Source organism: Ralstonia sp. 25mfcol4.1 (assembly GCF_900104095.1).
GTDB lineage: Bacteria > Pseudomonadota > Gammaproteobacteria > Burkholderiales > Burkholderiaceae > Cupriavidus.
The window spans coordinates 630,733-651,771 of record NZ_FNJO01000001.1; the positions used below are offsets into that span (position 1 = coordinate 630,733).

Here is a 21,039-nt window from a genome sequence, read left to right on the forward strand (position 1 = left end):
GATCAGCCGACCTGCACGCGATTGCGGCCCTCGCGCTTGGCCTGGTAACAGGCCAGGTCGGCCGCATCGAGCGCATCCTCGCGCTTGGCTGTACGTTCGTCGACCCGTACCAGGCCGATGCTGACCCCGATCGAGAATTCATGATCGTGGCAGCGATACCGGTAGGCCGCGATGGCACTACGCAGCCCTTCGGCCACGCGCTCGCCATCGGTGGCGGCGCAATACTCCAGCAACACCGCGAATTCATCGCCCCCCAGCCGGGCCAGTGTGTCGCTGCGCCGTAGCTGATGCCGCATGACATCGGCGATCTGGCAGATCAGTTCGTCTCCAGCCGCGTGTCCGCAGGTGTCGTTGACGGCCTTGAACTGGTCGAGATCCAGATACATCAGCGTGTGCGTACAGCCTTCATGCTGGGCGCGCGCCACGGCCGCCCCAAGCCGCCGCTCGAATTCCAGCCGGTTGACCAGACCGGTCAGCGGATCGTGGCTGGCCTCGTAAGCCAGTTGCGCGGCGTGGGCCCGCTCCAGGCTGACATCGTGCAGGACAACCACGATGCCGATCGCCTGCCCGCCCTTGTCCCGGATCAGCGCCACCGATGGCTTGACGGCCAGCGTGGCCCCCTGCACTGCAGGCTCGCGGCGCTCGAGCAGCATCACCAACTGGCCGGGCCAGGTGCCCGCCAGCGCGCGCGGCACCAGGTCGGCAACCGGCTCGCGGGTGGCTTCGTCATGCAGCCGGCAGACCTGCTGCAGGAAACAGCCGGCGGCCTCAGCATCGGTCCAGCCGGTCATGGTCTCGGCCACCGGGTTCAGCGACTGGATGCGTCCCCAGACATCGGTGGTAATCACCGCGTCGCCGATGGCCTGCAGCGTGACCTGCGCGCGCTCCTTTTCGGCAAACAGCTGCGCCTCGGACCGCTTGCGGTCGGAAATATCGCTCAGCGAGCCAGCCATCCGCGTCGCCTTGCCGATCGCGCTACGCACCATGCGGCCCCTGGCCCTGACCCACAGATAGCCGCCGCCCTTGCGACGCAGGCGCAGTTCCACGTCGTACGGCGTGCCCTGGCGCACATGCACCACCAGGCGCCGGTCGAACTCGGCCACGTCGGCTGGATGCATCAGGGCCAGCAGGGTTTCACGCGCATGCGGCAGTTCATGGGGGCCATAGCCGAGCATTTCGGCACAGCGTGGCGAGAAATACAGTTCGCCCCGGTGGGGATGCCAGTCCCACAGGCCGTCGGTACTGCCGGCCACGGCCAGTTGCAGGCGTTCCTCGCTGACCGTCAGGGCGTGCCGAAGCTGGCGCTGCCGGCTCATCACCCGGGTGGACATCCATGAGGCACAGGCGAGCAAGGTCAACGCCAGCCCCGCCGATCCCCACATCAGCAATCGCCGAACGCGCCGCGACGCCTTGCCCAGCGCGGCGGAGAAGGCCGCCTCCATGGGCGTCAGCAATGCATCGATATCGGCAATATCGCGCTGCAGCGGCATCACGCAGGCGGCGTCGCAGCCGTGCTCGCCCACGCGCTCGCGCAGCCGACGCGCCATGACATCGAGCCGTGCAATCTCCACGTCGGCAGCCGCCCAGATCGAAATCGCCTCATCGATCTCCGGCACATTCCGAAAATACCGGAACAGCCGGATCATGCCGGGCACATCGTCGGGGTGGTTGCCGCCGGTCAGGAGTCCCTGCACCGCGCGGGCGTGGTCGTAGTTGGGCTTTTCGAGTTCGAGGCGCGCCTGGTGGTCGCCCTGCGGCACGGCGATGCCGGCCAGATAGGCGTCGTAGTCGGCTTCATCGCGACTTTCGGCGTAGCGCAGCAGATGAAAGACCGCCGCCTTCTGCCCCTTGGTCCAGAGGCTCTCGCCGGCCACGAAGCCCCGTGCGGCGGACAACACGTCCACACTGGCGATGCAGAACAATGCCAGCGCCAGAACCACCGGGACAAACGGCCAGACGACACGCAGTACGTGCTCATTGGCCGGCAGGCTACCGCCGCCACCAGCTTGCTGCATATGAGACTTCCCGCGCCAGGCCATGGGGCCCGGCCCTGTCGATGAATGCACCATGGCCGGCCTTGGCTGGCCGGCCTTGTCTGGTTGCATTGTCAACGAGGTGTTACAGGGTGTCTCTAACTCAGACTGGTTAATTGACGCCCGGAATATGCATCGGCCAACCACCTAGCAGAACGACGAGTAAAACGCCGTTCAACAGCGCAAGTCCGGTGAGGATGAAGGCCAGGGTTGGCAGCGTCTTGAGCCACGACATCCCGGCCGAAGCCGACTTGAAGGCCGCATCCAGATAGCGCGTGGCTTGCTTGCGCACGACCAGCCAATAGAACCCGGCGCCGGCCGCCAGGGCGACTACGATCCACGACAACCACGCCAGCGATCCAAATGGCGCCGGCGCATTGTTCGCCCGGCCCGGCACACGGGGGGCAACTGGCGGCAGTGGCGGCAGCGAATCGCGCAGGGACATCGGCACGGATTCGAACACCGGGGCAGGAAGATTGAGATCTTCCGTCGCGCTAACCGGCGACATTTCTGCATCCCTGGCCGGCATGGCGCGCGGCGCCGGCAGTGCCGGCTGCGTTCGCCTGACCGCCCGGTTGTCGGCCATCGCTGGCGGCTTCTGTGTCGCCGCTTCGCGCGTGGCCGTCCCGGGTGACGCCCTGCGCCAATCCGCGAACAACTGGTCAAGACACCGGACCGTCGTGCACGCGTCACGCGCCCTGCGCCAGGCGTCGAGATCCGCCCTGCGCAGCGTGCCGGCGTACCGCCTGCGCTGCTGATCGGCGTAGATGGCCTCGTAGGTCTCGTGCAGCATCGCGTACTCGCAGATCAACTGCGAGCCACGCGCATGGTGCCGCACAGGCTCCGAACAGGAGGTACCGGCCGGGGCGGAAACATCACACCGTGGTCGATAGGCGTGCGGACACGATATGTCGGAAGCCCACGTCACATCGGCAATCCAGAATGCCAGGACGACGAAGAGTGCCAGGTGGCCTGCAATCCGCTGCATGGTTGTCTGCGCATCGGCTTTGGGGAACCGGGAAATTCATTCTAGGCAGCGCCGGCGCACGCTGCCTGATCTGTTACGTGCGTTTGCGCATGGACCAAACGGCCGGCGCCCCGATTGCGCAGGGAAGTGCTGACAAGGCGCGGGCAAAACAAAAGGGCCTGTGACTTTCGCCACAGGCCCTTCTGGGAATACTGGTGGGTCGTGCGTGACTCGAACACGCGACCAACGGATTAAAAGTCCGCTGCTCTACCGACTGAGCTAACGACCCGGAAAAACTGAATCCGCGATTATAGGGAGGCCCCTATGGGGTGTCAAGCTTCGGGCACGTCAAGCGCCACTCAGGCCATACGTTCCAGACGCCACATCTGGTACTTGAAGGCCAGGATTGCGCCGACGATGATGGTCGCGAACACGATGAACGAACCGATGGCCAGCGTCGATACGCCCGACAGCCCCTGCCCAATCGTGCAGCCCAGGGCGGTCACGCCGCCGGCGCCCATCAGGATGCCGCCGATCATATGATTGGCCACGTCCTCGGCATTGCCGAATCCTTCCCAGCGGAACGTGCGCGATACCAGCGCATAGGCACCCGCGCCCGCGATCACGCCGAAGACGCTGACGATGCCGATTGTCAGCACCTTGCTCTTGTCGCTGAACATCATCAGCCAGTCCAGCGTGTATGCGTACGGCGCCACGAAGCTCAGGCTTTCCATGCGGCCACTGTTGGTGCCGACGAACAGTTCTTCGAGCGTATTCGGGTCTTCCGACACATAGCCAAGGTGGCCAGACACGTACCACATGCCGACGATGATCATCCCGACGGCCAGGCCGCCGAGCAGGTTGTCGAACGTCCGGAAGCCGTTGCCCACCAGCGCCCAGAGCACCAGCACGGCGCCGACCGCCACGCCCAGCGCCAGCTGCAGCGTGCCGCGCGCCATGCCGGTCGCGTGCGCCACCAGCGACGGCAGGTCCTGCGTGGACGGCAGCGGCAGCACCACTGCATCGACGGTATTCACGCGCACGACCCCGAACAGGCCGCGCAAGGTCATGTACGCCGACAGCCCGAGGAACACGAACACCACCAGCGATTTCAGGTTGCCCGCGCCAATGCGCACCAGCGTCTTGCTGCCGCAGCCGGACGCCAGCACCATGCCGAAGCCGAACATCAGCCCGCCCACCGCCGCCGACAGCCAGCCGAGCCGGGCCGACGTGTAGATGGTCCTGGTCGGGTCGATCAGTCCCGCCCACGCCAGCACGCCGGTGCCGATCATCGCCACGCCAATGGCCAGGATCCACATGCGCATGCGGCTCCAGTCACCGATGTTGACGATGTCGGAAATGGCGCCCATCGTGCAGAAGTGCGTGCGCTGCAGCACCGCGCCAAACAGGAAGGTCAGGACAAAGGTACTCAGCAGGACGGTGTGCGTGAGCGCTGGGATGTCGATTTCGGGCATGTGGTGACTGGGGGCTCGTAGATTTCTGATTTTTCTGAACGGAGGCACTCGTCGGCGGCGCCTCTCGTCATGGCCGGCCGGTTGTTCAGGCGTTCAGGCCGTCATGCAGCCGGCTGATATCGTGTCGGATCGGCTACGCCGGCTTGCTCGAAGCCGGCCTTGCGGATACGGCAGGAATCGCAAACCCCGCAGGCGCGGCCTTCGTCATCGGCCTTGTAGCACGACACGGTCAGGCCATAGTCGACGCCCAGCTTCACGCCGGCACGGATGATTTCGGCCTTGGTCATGTCGATGATGGGGGCGTGCACGCGGAAGCGGTCACCCTCGACACCGGCCTTGGTGGCCAGGTTGGCCAGCGTTTCATAAGCCGAGACGTACTCGGGGCGGCAATCGGGATAGCCGGAGTAGTCCACCGCGTTTGCGCCAAAAAACAGATCGCGACCGCAGATGGCCTCTGCCCAGCCAAGCGCCAGCGACAGCATGATCGTATTGCGTGCCGGCACATACGTCACCGGAATGCCGCCGGTGGCGCCGTCGACGGGCACATCGAGCGCATCGTCGGTCAGGGCCGACCCGCCAAAGCGGCGCAGGTCCAGGTCGATGATCTCGTGGCGCGTGGCGCCGAGCGCGGCGGCCACTTTCTTCGCGGCATCCAGTTCGGACGAATGGCGCTGGCCGTAGCGCATCGACAACGCATAGGTTTCGAAGCCGGCCGCATGGGCCATGGCAAGCACGGTGGCGGAGTCCAGGCCGCCGGAAAGCAGGACGATTGCACGTTGGGTCATGATGGGGTGCGCGCGGAACAAGCGCGCTGTCAAATACGCCGCGTTGGGCGAATCGCACATTTTAGCGCGCCGGCGCCCCGGAAAGGATCAGGCGGGGGTGATGAGGCCCATGGCGCAGCAACGGCGCCATGCCGTCGTCGCTACCCCCGAAAAAGAAAAAACCCGCAAGTTGCGGGCTCTTTCCTGGCTTCCGTACCTCCGTCGGTCACTTCAGCGTCTTCAGCCGGTTGCTGGCGGCCTGGGCGCCTTCGGTGCCCGGATACTTCGACACCACCGTTTCCAGCGTCTTCCTGGCCGCTGCCTTCTGGCCTGATTCCATCTGGTTGTTGGCGATGGCGATCATGGCGTCCGGTACCTTCGCATGCGTCGGGAACTGTTGCACCATGTTCTGCAGCACGAAAGTCGAACCCTTGTAGTCACGCTGCGCGTAGAGCGAATTGCCGAGCCAGAACTGCGCCAGCGGCAAATACGGGCTTTGCGGATACTTCTTCGCAAACGCCGAGAAGGCGTTGCCCGCGCCCTTGAAATCGCCCGACTGGAACTGCTTCAGCGCGGCGTCGTACTCGGGCTTTTCGGTCGGCTGTGCAAGCCCTTCCTTGCCATCGACGGTCACCTGTTGCGGCTCGAATTTCTTCAGGCGCGCATCCAGGTCCGCGTAGTAATCCTTCTGCTGTTTCTGCAGCGTGTCCACCGTGTTTTGCAACACCTCGTTCTGACCACGCAGCCGGGCCACTTCCTGACGCAGACCTTCCAGCTGGTTCTGCATGTCGAGCTGCTGGCGGCTGCTCTGGTCGATACGCTGCGATGCCGTTGCCTGGAAACCGTTGAACTGGTCCCGCAGTTGCAGCACCGCCTTGCGCGCTTCGTCGTCGTCAAAGACGCCGGCGTGCGCGGAACTGGCTGCCAGCAGGCCGCCGGAGACAGCGGCCAGCCACAGCAAGGTGGAAACGCGAGCTTTCATGAAGGATTATTCCGTGGATCAGTAGACGATGTCGGCGCGACGGTTTTCAGCCCACGAGGCTTCGTCGTGGCCGGTGGCCTTCGGCTTTTCCTTGCCCAGGCTCACAGCTTCCATCTGCGACTCGGGCACGCCCAGCGACGACATCGAGCGGCGCACGGCCTCGGCACGCTTCTGGCCCAGGGCCAGGTTGTACTCGCTGGTGCCGCGTTCGTCGGTGTTGCCCTGGATCAGGATCTTGCGGCCCTTGTTGGCGGTCAGGTACTGCGCATGCGTTTGCAGCGTGCCCTGGTATTCCGACTTGACCGAGTAGCTGTCGAAGTCGAAGTACACGCTACGCTTGGCCAGCGGGCTGTTCGGGTCGTTCAGCGGGTCGGCCGCAACCACCGGCGCCACGGCGCGCGGATCGGTCTGGGCGCCGCCCTGGTTGGCACCCGACTTCGATGCGTCGTCCAGCTTCACGCCGGAGCTGCAGGCGCCCAGGGCCAGCAGGGCGGCCAGGGCGAGCGATTTGGTCATCATTTGGGACATGGCGAGAGACTCCTCTTTTTCTACTGCATGAAAGGACCCCAGGACGGCTCGCGAACCTCGCCGGACTGGAGTGACAGAACCTGTTTCGTTCGGCCGTCCGTGGAGACTGCCGCCAGTACCGAGCGGCCGCCCACGCGGGTGGCATACAGGATGTATTTCCCATTGGCGGCGAAGCTCGGGGCTTCGTCGTTGGACGTATCCGTGAGAGAAGTCACGTCACCGTTGGACAGGTCCTGCAGCTGCAGGCGGAAGCCGCCCGAACGCGAGATGTAGGCCAGGTACTTGCCGTCCGGCGAAATGCGCGGACTGACGTTGTAGTTGCCCTTGAAGGTCACGCGTTGTGCCGCGCCGGATTCCTCGCCAGAGGCCGGCATACGGTAGATCTGCGGCGCACCGCCGCGATCGCTGGTGAAATAGATGCTGCGGCCGTCCGGCGAGAACTGCGGCTCGGTGTCGATCGCACTGCTGCGCGAGATGCGGCGCAGGCCGGAGCCGTCGGCGTTGACCAGGTAGACCTGGGTGTTGCCATCGCGCGAGAGCGCCACGGCCAGGCGCTGGCCGTCAGGCGACCACGACGGGGCGCTGTTGTTGCCCTTCTGGTTCGACACCAGCGTGCGCTTGCCCGTTGCCAGGTCATGCACGTACACCACCGGCTTCTTGGCCTCGAACGAGACATAGGCCACGCGGCGGCCGTCGGGCGACCACGACGGCGAGATGATCGGCTCGCTGCTGGACAGTGCCACCTGGGCATTCTGGCCGTCCGAATCCGAAATCAGCAGCTGGTAGCGGTTGCCCACCTTCGACACATACGACAGGCGCGTGGCAAATACGCCACGTTCGCCCAGCAGCTTCTCGTAGATATAGTCGGCGATCTTGTGCGCGGTCACGCGCAGCTGGCTCTGGCTGACATTGAAGGCCAGGCCGCCCAGGCTCTGGCCCTTGACCGTGTCGTACAGGCGGAAACGCACCTCGTACTGGCCGTTGCCGGACGGCGTCACGCTGCCTGCCACGAACGCGTCGGCGCCCTTGGCCTTCCAGCTGCCCAGGTCTACCTGGGCCGATTCGGCAACGGTGGCGCCGGCCGGATCGATATTGCGGAAACGGCCACTGTTGGTCAGGTCGGAACGGATGACGGCGGTCAGGTTCTGCGCGCCCTGGCCTTCGCCCTGGAAATTGGCCGTGGCCACCGGGAACTGGTTCGAACCCACGCCGGTGATTTCCACGTTCAGTTGCGCGTGCGCGGCGCCGGCCGACATCAGCGCCACTGCCAGCCAGGCCATCAGCGCGTGGCGGCCCTGGTCGCGGGTGATCTTGGTAGTCTGGCGCCGGGACAGCCAGTTAGGGACCCAAAGCTTTCGCATGCTGCTCCTCAGTCGATTTTGGGATTCATCGGTACGGCGGGCACAGCAAGTCGGGCACAGGAACGGCATGCAGCTTGGCGCATGCTCCGTGCGTGTACGTCTTGCACACTGCCGGCCGCGTCAGGCAACCGTTCATGGTAGCGATGGGACTGGCGGCCAACGATGAAGGTTGCATTATGTTGCAAATCATGGCTCTCGACCCCCGCCGGTCAGTCCTTGGGGCGGAACGTGATCGTGAATTCAAACGACGGGGCCTTGCCGTCCTCGTCACGCGGCAGCGGGTCCGAACGCTCCACGGCGCGCAAGACAGCATTGTCCCAATCCGAATCGCCGCTGGACTTGGCCAGCCGCTTGGACAGGATTGACCCGTCCGGCGCCAGCCGAACCGCCACCACGGCCGACGGATTGCCATCCACCGCGCCATTGAAGATGATGTTCGGCTTCACCTTGCGCCGCACCCGGTCGGAATAGCCCGGCGACGCCTTGCCGCCCGAGCCCGCGCCCGATCCGGCGGCATTGCCAACGCCGCCGCCGCTCGACGACGCACTGCCACCGCCTGCCAACGCCTGCAGGCGCGCCAGTTCGCTCTTGCGCTGCGCGTTGGCCGCGGCATCGCGCTTGGCCTTGGCGTCGGCATCCGCCTTGGCCTTCGCCTGTTTCTCGGCGTCTGCCTTGGCCTTGGCCTGCTTGTCGGCCTCGGCCCTGGCCTTCGCGTCGGCTTCCTTGCGCTGCTGCTCGGCCTTTTCCTTTTCCTTTTCCCGGGCGATTTCGGCGGCCTTTTCCTGCGCTGCCTTGTCAGCCTTGTCCTTGTCAGCCTTCTTCTTCGCGTCTTCCTTGCGCTGCGCTTCGAGCTGCTGCTGGCGCTGCTCTTCCTTGCGCTGGGCTTCCTTCTGTTCCTGTTCCTTGCGCTCGCGTTCGCGGCGGGCGGCTTCCTCGCGTGCAGCGGCCTCCTCGGCCTGCTTGCGCTTCTTCTGCTCCAGCGCGATGTCTGCCGCTTCCTCGACCTTGCTGCGCACGGCCGGCTGCGGCGGCGTCGGCACCGGCGGTTCCACCGGGCGGGGCGGCGGCGCGGGCGTGACATCGGGAACTTCTTCCCAAAGTTCGGCCTCGGCGCCCACCGGCGTGCTGCTCTGCCAATGCACGCCGTAGTACAGCACGATGCCAAGCAACAGGTGCATCAGCAGCGCGAGCAGGAACGACCGCATCGTGCCGCGTTCCTTGACCGGCTGATACGGATAGGCGGCGGCCTTCGTGCGCGAAGGCCCTTGCTGCGGATGACGTGACGAGAGGCTGGCCACTTTGGGACGCAATAATGCTTACTTGGACTTGACCATCAGGCCGACGCGCTTGACGCCCTCGGCCTTGAGCTCAGACATGACGTCCAGTACGGCTTCATACTTGACCGTCTTGGCGGCAGCAATCACCACCGGCTGGTCCGGATTCTCGTTCTGGCGCTGGCGCACGAAATCGGTCAGGCCGCGCTTGTCGAGCTTGCGCTCGAACGATCCGCCCGAGCTGTCCTTGCCGCGCGCGGTCAGCTGGCCATCTTCATGCACGGTGACGACGATCGGCGGCGTTTGCTGCTGCGGCGTGGCGTTGGCCACCGACGGAAGATCCACCACCGCCGGGCTCACGATAGGTGCCGCCACCATGAAGATGACGAGCAGCACGAGCATCACGTCGATATACGGCACGACGTTGATCTCGGCGCTGGCCCGGCGGCGCGAACCGCCGCGGCGCTGGATGGCTGCCATGTCTGATGCTCCCCTGTCTGTTTAACGCGTCTGGCGTTGCAGGATGTTCAGGAATTCTTCCATGAAGCTTTCGAACCGGATGGCCAGGCGATCGATCTCCGTGGCGTAGCGGTTGTAGGCAATCACGGCGGGGATGGCGGCGAACAGGCCGATCGCGGTGGCGACCAGCGCCTCCGCGATGCCGGGAGCCACCGACGCAAGCGTTGCCTGCTGCACATTCGAGAGGCCGCGGAATGCGTTCATGATCCCCCACACCGTACCGAACAGGCCGATGTACGGGCTCACCGAACCCACCGACGCCAGGAACGGCAGATGCGACTCCAGCACGTCCATCTCGCGCTGATACGCGGCACGCATGGCGCGGCGGGCGGCGTCCAGCAGGGCGCCGGCGTCGTTGCTGCGCTCGCGGGCCTTGAGGAATTCGCCCATGCCCGATTCGAAGATGCGCTCCAGCGCGCCAGTGTTGTGGCGGTTGTTCACGGCGCTGTTATAGAGCGCCTGCAGGTCGCCGCCGGCCCAGAAGTCCCGCTCGAAGCCTTCCGTCTGGGTGCGCGCCGAGCGCAGCGCAAGGTGCTTGCGGAAGATATAGGTCCACGAGAACAGGGACATCGCCAGCAGCAGCGCCATGACGGCCTGTGCCAGCAGGCTGGCGTGAAGGACCAGCGAAATGATCGACAGGTCTTGTGTGACGGTCACCGGATTCATCGAGCGTTTTTAATAGTAGCGAGAACAGGGGCAGGAATCGGGGCCGGACGGAAGGTGCCTTTGTCGACACTTCCGACACGGATTTTGCCGCTGGCCAGCAGCAAGTCCCCGCGCCAGGCTTCCTGGGCGAATTGGACCGATGCGGGCCCAACCCGTTCGATATGCGTACGGATTTCCAGCTGGTCATCCAGCCGGGCGGGCGCATTGTATTCCACAGTGGTACTGCGTACGACGAAGACCACGCCGGACGTATCGGCAAGGCTCTGCTGCTCAATGCCGAGCGAGCGCAGCCATTCGGTCCGCGCCCGTTCGAAAAACTTGAGGTAGTTGGCGTAAAACACCACGCCGCCTGCGTCGGTGTCTTCCCAATACACGCGCAGCGGCCACACGAAATTTGGCATGGGCCGCATTGTAACGGAGCGCACTGGTTAACCCGTATGCGACTTTGCAACAGCAAGTTGCGAGCCATGCGCCACAAGGCCTTGACGACGCAGGCGCCGCGCGCTCCGGGCCCGCCCGCTGCCGGGTTGCGGCCCGCGGCGCGTTCGCATAAACTCTGCCGCAACCATTCCACCTTGCGCGACTGGCGAAGTCAGTGGGTACTACCACGAGGAAGCGCAAGTTCATTGGGCGTGAAGTAAAAAGCGCCTGCCGCTCGCCTGGGCAGCGAATGGGAAGCAGGGTGCGCCCTGTACCGGTCAGCCACATGGAGCCGCCCGGTGCTGGACGCCAGTGCCTTCCCGCGCGCCCTATCCGCGAAGTAATTCCCGCTTTAATACGATTGCGCCGACCTGCAACCGATGTTCCTATCGATATTGCCGTCCGCTTTCCTTTTTACAGACGAGTCACGCCATGTTTGAACGCAGCCGTTTCACGATCGAGCAGATCGACCCCGAAGTCTTCGCCGCGATCCAGAAGGAAAATCAGCGTCAGGAAGATCATATCGAGCTGATCGCCTCCGAAAACTACACCTCGCCGGCCGTGATGGCCGCCCAGGGTTCGCAACTGACCAACAAGTATGCCGAGGGCTATCCCGGCAAGCGATACTACGGCGGCTGCGAGTACGTCGACGTGGTGGAGCAGCTGGCCATCGATCGCGTGAAGCAGCTGTTTGGCGCCGACGCCGCCAACGTGCAGCCGAACTCGGGCTCGCAGGCCAACCAGGGCGTCTTCTTTGCCATGCTCAAGCCGGGCGACACCATCATGGGCATGAGCCTGGCCGAAGGCGGCCACCTGACCCACGGCATGGCGCTGAACATGAGCGGCAAGTGGTTCAACGTCGTGAGCTACGGCCTGAACGCCCAGGAAGACATCGACTACGACGCCCTGGAGAAGCAGGCCCAGGAAACCAAGCCGAAGATGATCATCGCCGGCGCTTCGGCCTTCTCCCTGCGCATCGACTTCGAACGTATCGCCAAGGTTGCCAAGGCAGTGGGCGCCTACTTCATGGTCGACATGGCTCACTACGCCGGCCTGATTGCCGCCGGTGTGTACCCGAACCCGGTGCCGCACGCCGACTTCGTCACCACCACCACCCACAAGAGCCTGCGCGGCCCGCGCGGTGGCGTGATCCTGATGAAGGCCGAGCACGAGAAGGCCATCAACTCGGCGATCTTCCCGGGTATCCAGGGCGGCCCGCTGATGCACGTCATCGCCGGCAAGGCCGTGGCATTCAAGGAAGCCCTGCAGCCGGAGTTCAAGCAATACCAGCAGCAAGTGGTGAAGAACGCGGCCGTGCTGGCCGAGACCCTGATCGCGCGCGGCCTGCGCATCGTGTCGGGCAAGACCGAAAGCCACGTGATGCTGGTGGACCTGCGTGCCAAGCAGATCACCGGCAAGGAAGCCGAGAAGATTCTGGGCGACGCGCATATCACGGTGAACAAGAACGCCATCCCGAACGATCCGGAAAAGCCGTTCGTGACCTCGGGCATCCGCCTGGGTTCGCCGGCCATGACCACGCGCGGCTTCAAGGAAGAAGAAGCCCGCCAGGTGGCCAACCTGATCGCCGACGTGCTGGACAACCCGCACGACGAAGCCAACATCGCCAAGGTTCGCGAGCAGGTGTCCGCACTGACGCGCCGCTTCCCGGTCTACGGCTGATCGGACCGATGGCGTGGATCGCCCCCCGGGCGATCTGAAGCGTATCTATAGTTAGTACGCACCAACGGCGCCGCCCTCCCCGGGTCGGCGGCGCCGGTTGACCCGCCACAACCCCGCAGCAGAACTCAAAGATGCAAAATGCGGGCTGGCATATTTCTTCAGGTGGTCAGGCATGAAATGCCCCTTCTGCGGTCATTCCAATACCCAGGTCCTTGACAGTCGCGTCTCCGAGGACGGCGAAGCCGTGCGCCGGCGCCGGCGCTGCGAAGCCTGCGACCGCCGTTTCACCACCTACGAGCGCATCGAGCTGTTCTTCCCGGCCATCGTGAAGAAGAACGGTTCACGCGTGGACTATTCGCGGGCCAAGCTCAAGGATTCGATGCGGCTGGCCCTGCGCAAGCGGCCGGTTTCCGCCGAAGCCATCGACGAAGCCATCCTGCGCATCGAGGAAAAGCTGCTGGCGCTGGGCGAAAAGGAAATCCCGAGCAGCCAGGTAGGAGAGCTGGTCATGCGCGAACTGCGCAAGCTCGACAAGATCGCCTATATCCGCTTTGCTTCCGTGTATCGAAGCTTCGAGGATGTGTCTGAATTCCGCGACGTACTCGACGAATTTTCGACCCCTACCCCACGAAAGGGGTAGCCACTTCCCCAAAAAAGCTGTCTAATCTGCACTAACCTCCTTCGGGTTAGGAGGCAGGCGGACGAGCGCGCGTTTCCATCGCATACAAAACGCTGCGACACAGCAGCGTCGCCACACGCGGAACCGGACCCATCAGAGGCCCGGACGCACAGAATTCCAGCGCGCCGCGCAAAGAACAAAAAAGAACTGTCGTTTTTTTTGGACGGGAGTCACAAATGGGTCAGTCTTTCTGCCGCAAGGCAGCGGGCTTGCTGACGCCTTTGCTGCCTAAGCCTGCGATCAATGCCGGCGTGGCTGCAGTGGCGCGGGGGGCTGTACACACGCGCGCATGTCAGAGATACAGTCGTCGGCGCGCGCGCGGGGTCACGCTGATCGAACTGATGGTGACCCTGGCGGTACTCGCCGTGCTGGCCGCCGCGGCCGCACCGAACTTCAAGTCATTCCTGCATAACAGCCGGCTATCGGCTGATACCACGCGCCTGTTCGCGGACCTCGAACTCGCCCGAAGCGAGGCCGCGCGCCGCAACACCACGGTGACGGTCTGCCCGCTCGGCGCCGGCAATACCTGCTCCGACGACTGGACGCTGCCCCGCATCATATTTGTCGATGCGGACAACGACGGGGTCTACGCCAACACCGAAGAACTGGTCCGCAACAGCGATCCGCTGCAAGCGACCACGGACGTCACCGCAGCCAATCTCGGCGCTACGCCGGATCGCGTACGCATGCGATCCACGGGCAGTTCCAGCACGCCCACCGCAAGCTGGAAATTCTGCGAGCGCAATTCCACGGAAACCGGCCAGACGGTTTCAATGACCGGCAGCGGCCGGCCCTCCACCCAGCTGCAGTCGACGTGTCCCTGACGCCATGACGTCCCACTCCTTCTCTATTCCGATGGCGGATCGATGCCGGCTGTCGCGCGCGCGGAACCCGGCGCGCGGCTTTTCGTTGATCGAGGCGCTGGTAACCCTGGTGGTACTGTCGATCGGCATGTTGGCGCTGGCCAACCTGCAATTGCAGACGCTGGTGGACTCGCGCACGGCCGCGATGCGCAACTATGCCGCTCTGATGGCCTACAACCTGGCGGACCAAATTCGCAGCAATAGCACCGCCGTGACGAACGGAACGTTCAACGTCCCTAAGTCATCGGATCCGGTGGCGAAGTGCTTTACCGCAGCAGGCTGCACGCCGGACGAGATGGCCATTACGGCTTATGCCACATGGCTAGCGGACGTCCGGGAAAGCATGCCTGGTGGCGACGGCATCGTATGCACGGACAGCACGCCCAATGACGGCGCCGGATCAGCCGAAGACAAGAACGGCTGCGAAAAGGAAGTCAACGCTCCGTATGTCATCAAGATCTTCTGGAGCGAAGACAACGGCGGAACCCCCCAGCGATTCTCGACTGCGCTTATCCCATGACTACGTCAAACCGTCAGTTCCGCCGCCGCGCGGCGAGCGGCTTTACGCTGGTCGAGTTGATGGTCGGCATGGTGATCAGCATGTTGCTGATCCTCGCAGCCAGCTCGCTCTATATCTCCCAACGCCGTACCAACAGCACGCAGGGAGACGTGGGCGAGATCCAGGAGAACGCCCGCGCCATTGCCCAGTTGCTGCAGCGCCAGGCGCGCCAGATCGGCTACTCCGATTTCCTGTACACGAATAACGACTTCGTGCTGCCCACGCTGGAAGCCACAAACGACGGTGGCGCCAACACCAGCGACACGCTGACGCTGCGTTACTACGGCTCATCGATGGCCGGCGGCGATCCGTTTGCCGCACCGGGCAGCCCGACATTCCCGAAGGCTGACGGCAGTTCAGTCGATTGCGGCGGCAACGACGTCAACGGCAACGTGCAGACCACCGAGATCTATTCGGTCGTCAAGGACGCAGACGGTGTTCCGTGGCTGCAGTGCGAGGTAAATGGCACGGCCACCCCCCTCTTCCGCAATGTCGAGGCGCTCCAGATCCTGCTGGGCGAGGACACCGACAACGACATGGTGGTGAACCGCTTTGTGCGGCCTGGTGCAACCGCAAACATGGACAACGTACTGGCCGTGCGCGTATCCGTCGTGCTGCGCGGCAACAGCACAGCCAATGCCGACATGGTCAAGACGAATATCAACCATTTCGGCACCGCGTACGCGCCCGGTGACCTGGCGCCCAACGGGGATGCTGGCAGCGTGATGCAGTTGGTCCCCGACGGCCGTCTTCACAGGCATTTCACGTTCTACATCGCCCTTCGCAACCGACTGACATAGGCCGGCCATGAAACACCGCACACTCCCGAAGTCGCACCGTACGGAACAGCGAGGCATGTCGCTGATCCTGGTGCTGCTGCTCCTGGTCATACTGACGCTCGCGGGCCTGGCCGCCAGCACGATGAGCCTGAATTCCGAGCGGCTGGCCCGTAACACGCGCGACGAGAGCGTAGCGCTCCAGGCCGCGGAATCCGCGCTGCGCGATGCGCGCGTGGATATCACCACGTCCCGCCAACTGAACGGCCTGACCGGATCTTCCCCGACCTGCGATATCGAGGGCTATAAGGGCTACTGCCAGTACGCCACGTCGGGCCAGCAGGTCTGGGAACTGTATATCGAAGACCCCAAGCGGTCGGTGGAACTTGGCGAAATGACCGCCCTGACTACCGCACAGAAGATGGCGACGGTAGAAACCGCCGGCGCCAACGGTGTATCCAAACAGCCGCGCTACCTGATCGAGCCGCTGAAGGAGCCGAACGACATTGAATTCGGATCCAACAAGTACGTGTACCGCATTACCGCAATCGGCTACGGCGTGAACCCCAGCACCAAGGTAATGGTGCAGGAAGTCGTCCGCTTCTGACGACGACCCTTTGACAACTCGGCACTGTCTTGCGCAAACCCTTACTGTCAGGCGCACCATGACCTATCCCACCTCTTCCCGACGCTTCGTAAGCCGCGTGCAGGCTGCCCTGCTTGCAGCGTCGAGCATGCTTGCCATCGCCTCGGCTTCGGCCGCCGGCCCCCAGCTCACCCTGGCCCAGCGGCCGCTGTTCGCCGGCGGCAATGTGCCGCCGATGGTGATGATCGACCTGACCAAGGATCACACACTGCACCAGCGGGCGTACAACGACTACACAGACCTGGACGGCGACGGCAAGCTCGATACCACGTACACAAACAGCATCGAGTACGCCGGCTACTTCGATTCGGCAAAGTGTTACACGTACGACAAGACGACGATCAAGGGTTTCGTACCAAAGGCCCTTGTGGACAAGGACACGAAGTACTGCGATGGATCGACCTGGAGCGGCAACTTCCTGAACTGGGCCACCATGAGCCGCATCGACGAGGTTCGCAAGATCCTCTACGGTGGCATGCGCTCGACGGATACCACGACCACCACGGTGCTGGAACGTGCTTTCCTGCCGATGGACGCGCACGCCTGGGCCAAGTTCTACAACGGCGCCGACGTGGCGAAACTGGTGCCGGTGCCCGTGGAAGTTGCCTCGGCCATCGGCACGTTGACGTCGAACACCAGGATGTCGCTGGCGGCGGCTGCAGCATCGAACATAGCGCTCAGTGACGTGAGCAAGGTGCAGATCGGCGACCAGCTGCGGTTCGAGCCGACCTCGGGCGCCACGGCTGGCAGTTCGATGACAGGCTGGGTAATGAAGGTCAACTCCGGTTCGGTCAACATGGCGTTCTATGCCGATGGCGTGTCGAACCCGGGCGGTACCAGCACACAGTTCTCGTCGTGGAAGGTGACCAACCTGACGCGCGGGGGCCTGACGTTGTGTAACGTTACGCCGAAGGACGCGAACAACCTCAACTCGCAGACCAACCAGCAGGCACCGCAGATCCGCGTCGTGGCGGGCAACTACGCCACGTGGGGTGCGTCCGAGAAATGGCAGTGCAACTGGTATGCCGAAGCCAACAACACGCAAGGGTCTTTCCTGCCCAAGATCAATGGCACCACGGTGTCGGGTTCGTCGAACGGCAACCGCGCCGCGCTCTCGGGCATCAACTCGTCGGCGGAAAATCCACAGCAATCGGTGCGCGGCCTTGGCACGGGCCAGGACGTCGGCGTCTACAACGCCCGCGTGCAGGTGTGCGTCAACGGCCTGATTGGATCGGAGAAGTGTGACCCGAATAACAACAAGCCGATCGGGCTTTTGCAGAAGTACGGCGGCCCCGGTCAAATGCTGTTCGGCCTGATGACCGGCAGCTATGACAAGAATATTTCTGGGGGCGTCCTGCGGCGCAACGTGACCAACTTCGCGTCGGAATTCAATCCCGACACCGGCGTATTTACCTACTCGGCCGCTACCAATCCGGTGAAAGGCATCGTCTGGAACATCGACAAGCTGCGCCCATACGGCTACAGCTACAGCGACGGCACCTATCTGAGCGCGGACCAGTGCAACTACCAGCAGACTGGTATCCAGCCGAGCGGGGGCACCAATGCCCAGAACAAGCCGGCATCGGAAGGCAACTGTTCCACATGGGGCAATCCAATCTCGGAGATTTTCGTCGAAACACTACGCTACTTCGGTGGCAAGACGGCAACCAGCGCATTCCAGCCGGTCAGCAATGGGAAGGACGCCACACTGGGTCTGACACAGCCAGCCTGGGCCAATCCGATGGATCTGCCGAAGACGAATGCAAGCCGCGCACCGTACTGCACGCCGCTGAACGCGCTGGTTTTCAATTCAAGCGTGTCATCGTACGATGACGATCAGCTCAGCGGCATGAGCGCCCTGAACGGCGCGCCCGATATCAGCACCTATACGAACAAGGTAGGAGTTGGCGAGAACATAGCCGGCGGCTCCTGGTTTGCGGGCGGTATCAGCGGCAAGACGATCGACAACCTGTGCTCGGCCAAATCGGTCGGCAATCTCAGCGACGTACTGGGCATCTGCCCGGAAGGCCCGTCGCAAAAAGGTACGTTCCAGATCGCAGGCGCGGCATTGTTTGCCAAACAGAACCGCCTGCGTTCGGACGCCGACGCCGCCACGCTAGGCGTACCAGTGCAGGACACCACGTCTCTCAAGATGAACACCTACGCGGTGCAGCTCGCCACGAACACGCCCAAGATCAGCGTCAACGTGAACGGCAAGACCGTGACGATCATGCCGTCATACCAGCTGCATCCGCAGTCGCCCAACGGCGTGACGGCCGCAGCCAGCACCGGTACGCTGGTGGACTTCAAGGTCATCTCGCAGACCGCCACCAGCGGCAAGTTCTACGTGAACTGGGAAGATTCGATTGCCGGCGGCGACTATGACCAGGACGTCTGGGGTATCCTAAGCTACAACGTCAGCGGCGACACCATCACGGTGTCCACACGCGTGGTGTCGGGCTCGTCGGCTAACGGCCAGGGCTTCGGCTACTCGATCTCCGGCACCTCGCAGGATGGCCCGCACTTCCACTCCGGGATCTACGACTTCCAGTACAGCGATCCCACCAATATCAAGGTGACCCCCTCCAGCGCGCCGATCAATACGACTGGCGGTTGCAACAAGTGTAATTTTGGCGATCCGGAGACTAGCGTCGTCTACACGGCCAACGGCAAGGCCGGCTCGCAATTCCAGGACCCATTGCTGTACGCCGCCAAGTGGGGCGGTTTCAACGATCAGAACGGTAGCGGCACCCCCGACCAGACGTCCGAATGGGACGTGACCCTGTCGAACGGCAGTAAAGGTTCGGACGGCGTGCCCGACAATTACTTCTACGCGACCAACCCCGTCGCGCTGGCCGCAGCACTGGAAAACGCCTTCCTGTCGATTCTGAAGACCTCATCGGCGGCAGCGGTGGCGGCAAGTACCACATCGCTGAAAACCGATTCCAGCATTTTCCAGGCCCGCTTCAATGGCTCCGACTGGTCGGGTCAGGTGCTGGCCTATCGCCTGGACAAGAACGGCAACATCGCCTCCCAGGAAAAGTGGGATGCGGGCGCCAAGCTCAAGGGCGTCAACCAGGACAGCCGTGCAATTCTGACCTACAACACCGCCGACACCAACAGCGCCGGCATTCCGTTCCGTTGGGATAGCTTGCCCACGGCATACCAGACCGCGCTGAACGGCACCGACAAGCTGGGCACCAAGCGGCTGCTCTGGCTACGCGGCGATCAGAGCAATGAACAGACGATGTTCCGCGCCCGCTCTACCGCGTTGGGCGATATCGTCAATTCCAGTCCGCAGTACGTGGGAACGCCCGCCGCCGGGTATGGCGATGCCACCTATGTAGCTTTCGTCGCCGCGCAGAGCAAGCGTAAGCCGATGATCTATGTCGGCGCCAATGACGGCATGCTGCACGCATTCTCGGCCGACATGAGCGACGACCCCGCTAGCGACGGCGGCAAGGAGCTGTTCGCATACGTGCCGTCGGCGCTATACGGCAAGCTGGCCGACCTGACGGCTCCCAAGTATGCGCACAGCTACTACGTAGACAGCACTCCGACAATCACCGATGCCTACGTCAACAGCGCATGGAAAACCGTGCTGGTTGGCGGGCTGGGCGGCGGCGGGAAGGGCATCTATGCGCTTGATGTGACCAACCCGATGGCGATCAACGAGTCCACCGCGGCGTCCACCGCACTCTGGGAATTTACCAGCGCCGATGACGCAGACCTCGGCTACACCTATGGCCGGCCGAAGATCGTGCGGCTGGGCAACGGCAAATGGGCTGCGGTCTTCGGCAACGGCCTGAACAGTACTGCGGCACGCGGCTCGATTTTCGTAATTTTCCTGGACCGCCCGGCCGGCAGCAAGACTTGGCGCCTCGGCACGGACTACCTCAAGCTGACGGTCAACGACGCCACCGACGCCCAGAAGAAGTCCAACGGCATCATGCAGGTGTACGTGACCGATACCGATGGCGACTACGTGGCCGACGCCATCTACGCAGGCGACCTGCTCGGCAACGTCTGGAAGTTCGATGTCAGCGGCAAGACCGCGGCGGCCTACCAGGACACCCGGCAACTGCTGTTCAAAGCCACCGACGCCGGCGGCAATGCTCAGCCGATCACAACGTCGTTTGGTGGGGTGCGTAATCGCTGGGGCGGCTACATCATGATGTTCGGCACGGGCCGGTACGTGGATGTTGGTGACCCCGCAAACATGGGCACGCAGTCGGTCTACGGCATCTGGGACAAAAACAGCAGTGGGCAGCTCACGATCACGCGTTCCCAGCTGGTGCAGCAGTCCATCACGATGGAAGCCCAGTACAAGGGCGGAGACTGGTACAGGGTGCTGAGCAAGAACCCGGTGAACTACAGCGGCGGCGCCATGGGGTGGTATCTGAACCTCGTTTCGCCCGGCGCGGACCCGCAAGGCGAGCGCGTGGTCTATGATCCGCAGATTACCGGCACGCGATTGCTGTTCTCCACGCTGGTACCCTCCAGCGATTTGTGCGAATACGGCGGCACCGGCTGGGAAATGCTCATCGACGGCCTGACCGGCGGTCAAACGGTCGCGATGTTCGACGCCAATGGCGACGGCAAGTTCGACGGATCGGATGCCGTGGGCGGCAGCGGTAACACGGCTGGACAGGTTGTGAACGGCAAGAAGTCGAACAACGGCATCCTGACCAATTCCACGGTCATTGGCAACAATTCGTACACCAGCGGGAGCGGATCAAACGGCAGCACCGGCGGCGGTATCAGCAGGAACACCATCAACACAGGCTACCCGACGGGCCGCGTGTCGTGGCGGCAGATCCAGCGTTGATGCCGAGACAGGATGAGGA

Annotated in this window: 18 protein-coding genes, 1 tRNA gene and 1 riboswitch; of the genes, 7 read left to right on the forward strand and 12 right to left on the reverse strand. The window is 63.6% G+C overall.

Translation table 11 applies throughout. From position 1 onward, the window contains the following. Nucleotides 1-2: 2 nt before the first annotated feature. From BLQ58_RS02845 to ybgC, 12 genes are all read right to left on the reverse strand, one after another. Nucleotides 3-2,015 carry a diguanylate cyclase domain-containing protein gene (locus BLQ58_RS02845; protein WP_049815921.1) on the reverse strand — a complete coding sequence of 671 codons (2,013 nt, stop codon included), beginning with the start codon at nucleotides 2,013-2,015 and terminating at the stop codon, nucleotides 3-5. Nucleotides 2,016-2,145: 130 nt separating this feature from the next. After that, a complete protein-coding gene (locus BLQ58_RS02850) occupies nucleotides 2,146-3,021 on the reverse strand; it encodes a hypothetical protein (protein WP_139186054.1) in 876 nt (291 codons plus the stop codon). Nucleotides 3,022-3,213: 192 nt separating this feature from the next. Next, a tRNA-Lys gene (locus BLQ58_RS02855) sits at nucleotides 3,214-3,289 on the reverse strand. A gap of 70 nt (nucleotides 3,290-3,359) precedes the next feature. Then, nucleotides 3,360-4,475: a YeeE/YedE family protein gene (locus tag BLQ58_RS02860; protein WP_029051321.1), complete on the reverse strand. Its 1,116-nt coding sequence runs from the start codon at nucleotides 4,473-4,475 to the stop codon at nucleotides 3,360-3,362. A 101-nt stretch (nucleotides 4,476-4,576) separates the two neighbouring features. After that, nucleotides 4,577-5,260: a 7-cyano-7-deazaguanine synthase QueC gene (gene queC, locus BLQ58_RS02865; protein WP_029051320.1), complete on the reverse strand. Its 684-nt coding sequence runs from the start codon at nucleotides 5,258-5,260 to the stop codon at nucleotides 4,577-4,579. Between the two features lie 205 nt (nucleotides 5,261-5,465). Further along, the gene (gene ybgF / locus BLQ58_RS02870; protein ID WP_029051319.1) at nucleotides 5,466-6,221 is read right to left on the reverse strand and encodes a tol-pal system protein YbgF; all 756 of its coding nucleotides are present in this window, start codon (nucleotides 6,219-6,221) and stop codon (nucleotides 5,466-5,468) included. Nucleotides 6,222-6,239: 18 nt separating this feature from the next. Beyond that, on the reverse strand, nucleotides 6,240-6,749 hold the full coding sequence (pal, locus tag BLQ58_RS02875) for a peptidoglycan-associated lipoprotein Pal (RefSeq protein WP_029051318.1): 510 nt from the start codon (nucleotides 6,747-6,749) through the stop codon (nucleotides 6,240-6,242). A 20-nt stretch (nucleotides 6,750-6,769) separates the two neighbouring features. Continuing rightward, complete coding sequence (gene tolB / locus BLQ58_RS02880) at nucleotides 6,770-8,110, reverse strand: Tol-Pal system beta propeller repeat protein TolB (RefSeq protein WP_029051317.1); 1,341 nt, start codon at nucleotides 8,108-8,110, stop codon at nucleotides 6,770-6,772. A 209-nt stretch (nucleotides 8,111-8,319) separates the two neighbouring features. Beyond that, complete coding sequence (gene tolA / locus BLQ58_RS02885) at nucleotides 8,320-9,408, reverse strand: cell envelope integrity protein TolA (RefSeq protein WP_029051316.1); 1,089 nt, start codon at nucleotides 9,406-9,408, stop codon at nucleotides 8,320-8,322. An 18-nt stretch (nucleotides 9,409-9,426) separates the two neighbouring features. Further along, a complete protein-coding gene (gene tolR / locus BLQ58_RS02890; RefSeq protein WP_029051315.1) occupies nucleotides 9,427-9,864 on the reverse strand; it encodes a protein TolR in 438 nt (145 codons plus the stop codon). 21 nt (nucleotides 9,865-9,885) lie between these two features. Further along, a complete protein-coding gene (gene tolQ, locus BLQ58_RS02895; protein ID WP_029051314.1) occupies nucleotides 9,886-10,569 on the reverse strand; it encodes a protein TolQ in 684 nt (227 codons plus the stop codon). Next, entirely contained in the window at nucleotides 10,566-10,970 is a 405-nt protein-coding gene (gene ybgC, locus BLQ58_RS02900) for a tol-pal system-associated acyl-CoA thioesterase (RefSeq protein WP_029051313.1), read from the reverse strand. The genes tolQ and ybgC overlap by 4 nt, the downstream gene beginning before the upstream one ends. Nucleotides 10,971-11,138: 168 nt before the next feature. Beyond that, a riboswitch (ZMP/ZTP riboswitch) is annotated at nucleotides 11,139-11,241 on the forward strand. Between the two features lie 180 nt (nucleotides 11,242-11,421). Between ybgC and glyA the strand changes: the two genes are divergently transcribed. The 7 genes from glyA (at nucleotide 11,422) to BLQ58_RS02935 (ending at nucleotide 21,020) form a co-directional block, all read left to right on the forward strand. Beyond that, nucleotides 11,422-12,669 (forward strand): serine hydroxymethyltransferase, encoded by a 1,248-nt coding sequence (glyA, locus tag BLQ58_RS02905; RefSeq protein WP_029051312.1) that lies wholly within the window; start codon nucleotides 11,422-11,424, stop codon nucleotides 12,667-12,669. A 172-nt stretch (nucleotides 12,670-12,841) separates the two neighbouring features. Further along, nucleotides 12,842-13,309: a transcriptional regulator NrdR gene (gene nrdR, locus BLQ58_RS02910; protein WP_029051311.1), complete on the forward strand. Its 468-nt coding sequence runs from the start codon at nucleotides 12,842-12,844 to the stop codon at nucleotides 13,307-13,309. A 215-nt stretch (nucleotides 13,310-13,524) separates the two neighbouring features. Then, the gene (locus tag BLQ58_RS02915) at nucleotides 13,525-14,172 is read left to right on the forward strand and encodes a GspH/FimT family pseudopilin (RefSeq protein WP_092594496.1); all 648 of its coding nucleotides are present in this window, start codon (nucleotides 13,525-13,527) and stop codon (nucleotides 14,170-14,172) included. Between the two features lie 4 nt (nucleotides 14,173-14,176). Next, entirely contained in the window at nucleotides 14,177-14,731 is a 555-nt protein-coding gene (gene pilV, locus BLQ58_RS02920) for a type IV pilus modification protein PilV (protein WP_092594498.1), read from the forward strand. Beyond that, complete coding sequence (locus tag BLQ58_RS02925) at nucleotides 14,728-15,570, forward strand: PilW family protein (protein WP_092594599.1); 843 nt, start codon at nucleotides 14,728-14,730, stop codon at nucleotides 15,568-15,570. Before pilV ends, BLQ58_RS02925 begins: the two co-directional genes overlap by 4 nt. 55 nt (nucleotides 15,571-15,625) lie before the next feature. Further along, the gene (locus tag BLQ58_RS02930; protein ID WP_029051066.1) at nucleotides 15,626-16,153 is read left to right on the forward strand and encodes a pilus assembly PilX family protein; all 528 of its coding nucleotides are present in this window, start codon (nucleotides 15,626-15,628) and stop codon (nucleotides 16,151-16,153) included. 58 nt (nucleotides 16,154-16,211) lie between these two features. Continuing rightward, nucleotides 16,212-21,020 (forward strand): pilus assembly protein, encoded by a 4,809-nt coding sequence (locus BLQ58_RS02935; RefSeq protein WP_092594502.1) that lies wholly within the window; start codon nucleotides 16,212-16,214, stop codon nucleotides 21,018-21,020. The last annotated feature ends 19 nt before the right edge of the window (nucleotides 21,021-21,039 follow it).

What these genes read in the sequence shown, in the direction of transcription:
- ybgF (WP_029051319.1), bottom strand. Translation starts at nt 6,221, where the DNA reads ATGAAAGCTCGCGTTTCCACCTTGCTGTGGCTGGCCGCTGTCTCCGGC.
- tolQ (WP_029051314.1), bottom strand. Translation starts at nt 10,569, where the DNA reads ATGAATCCGGTGACCGTCACACAAGACCTGTCGATCATTTCGCTGGTC.
- pal (WP_029051318.1), bottom strand. Translation starts at nt 6,749, where the DNA reads ATGTCCCAAATGATGACCAAATCGCTCGCCCTGGCCGCCCTGCTGGCC.
- BLQ58_RS02850 (WP_139186054.1), bottom strand. Translation starts at nt 3,021, where the DNA reads ATGCAGCGGATTGCAGGCCACCTGGCACTCTTCGTCGTCCTGGCATTC.
- glyA (WP_029051312.1), top strand. Translation starts at nt 11,422, where the DNA reads ATGTTTGAACGCAGCCGTTTCACGATCGAGCAGATCGACCCCGAAGTC.
- nrdR (WP_029051311.1), top strand. Translation starts at nt 12,842, where the DNA reads ATGAAATGCCCCTTCTGCGGTCATTCCAATACCCAGGTCCTTGACAGT.
- tolB (WP_029051317.1), bottom strand. Translation starts at nt 8,110, where the DNA reads ATGCGAAAGCTTTGGGTCCCTAACTGGCTGTCCCGGCGCCAGACTACC.
- ybgC (WP_029051313.1), bottom strand. Translation starts at nt 10,970, where the DNA reads ATGCCAAATTTCGTGTGGCCGCTGCGCGTGTATTGGGAAGACACCGAC.
- pilV (WP_092594498.1), top strand. Translation starts at nt 14,177, where the DNA reads ATGACGTCCCACTCCTTCTCTATTCCGATGGCGGATCGATGCCGGCTG.
- BLQ58_RS02860 (WP_029051321.1), bottom strand. Translation starts at nt 4,475, where the DNA reads ATGCCCGAAATCGACATCCCAGCGCTCACGCACACCGTCCTGCTGAGT.
- queC (WP_029051320.1), bottom strand. Translation starts at nt 5,260, where the DNA reads ATGACCCAACGTGCAATCGTCCTGCTTTCCGGCGGCCTGGACTCCGCC.
- tolR (WP_029051315.1), bottom strand. Translation starts at nt 9,864, where the DNA reads ATGGCAGCCATCCAGCGCCGCGGCGGTTCGCGCCGCCGGGCCAGCGCC.
- BLQ58_RS02930 (WP_029051066.1), top strand. Translation starts at nt 15,626, where the DNA reads ATGTCGCTGATCCTGGTGCTGCTGCTCCTGGTCATACTGACGCTCGCG.
- BLQ58_RS02925 (WP_092594599.1), top strand. Translation starts at nt 14,728, where the DNA reads ATGACTACGTCAAACCGTCAGTTCCGCCGCCGCGCGGCGAGCGGCTTT.
- BLQ58_RS02915 (WP_092594496.1), top strand. Translation starts at nt 13,525, where the DNA reads ATGGGTCAGTCTTTCTGCCGCAAGGCAGCGGGCTTGCTGACGCCTTTG.
- BLQ58_RS02845 (WP_049815921.1), bottom strand. Translation starts at nt 2,015, where the DNA reads ATGCAGCAAGCTGGTGGCGGCGGTAGCCTGCCGGCCAATGAGCACGTA.
- BLQ58_RS02935 (WP_092594502.1), top strand. Translation starts at nt 16,212, where the DNA reads ATGACCTATCCCACCTCTTCCCGACGCTTCGTAAGCCGCGTGCAGGCT.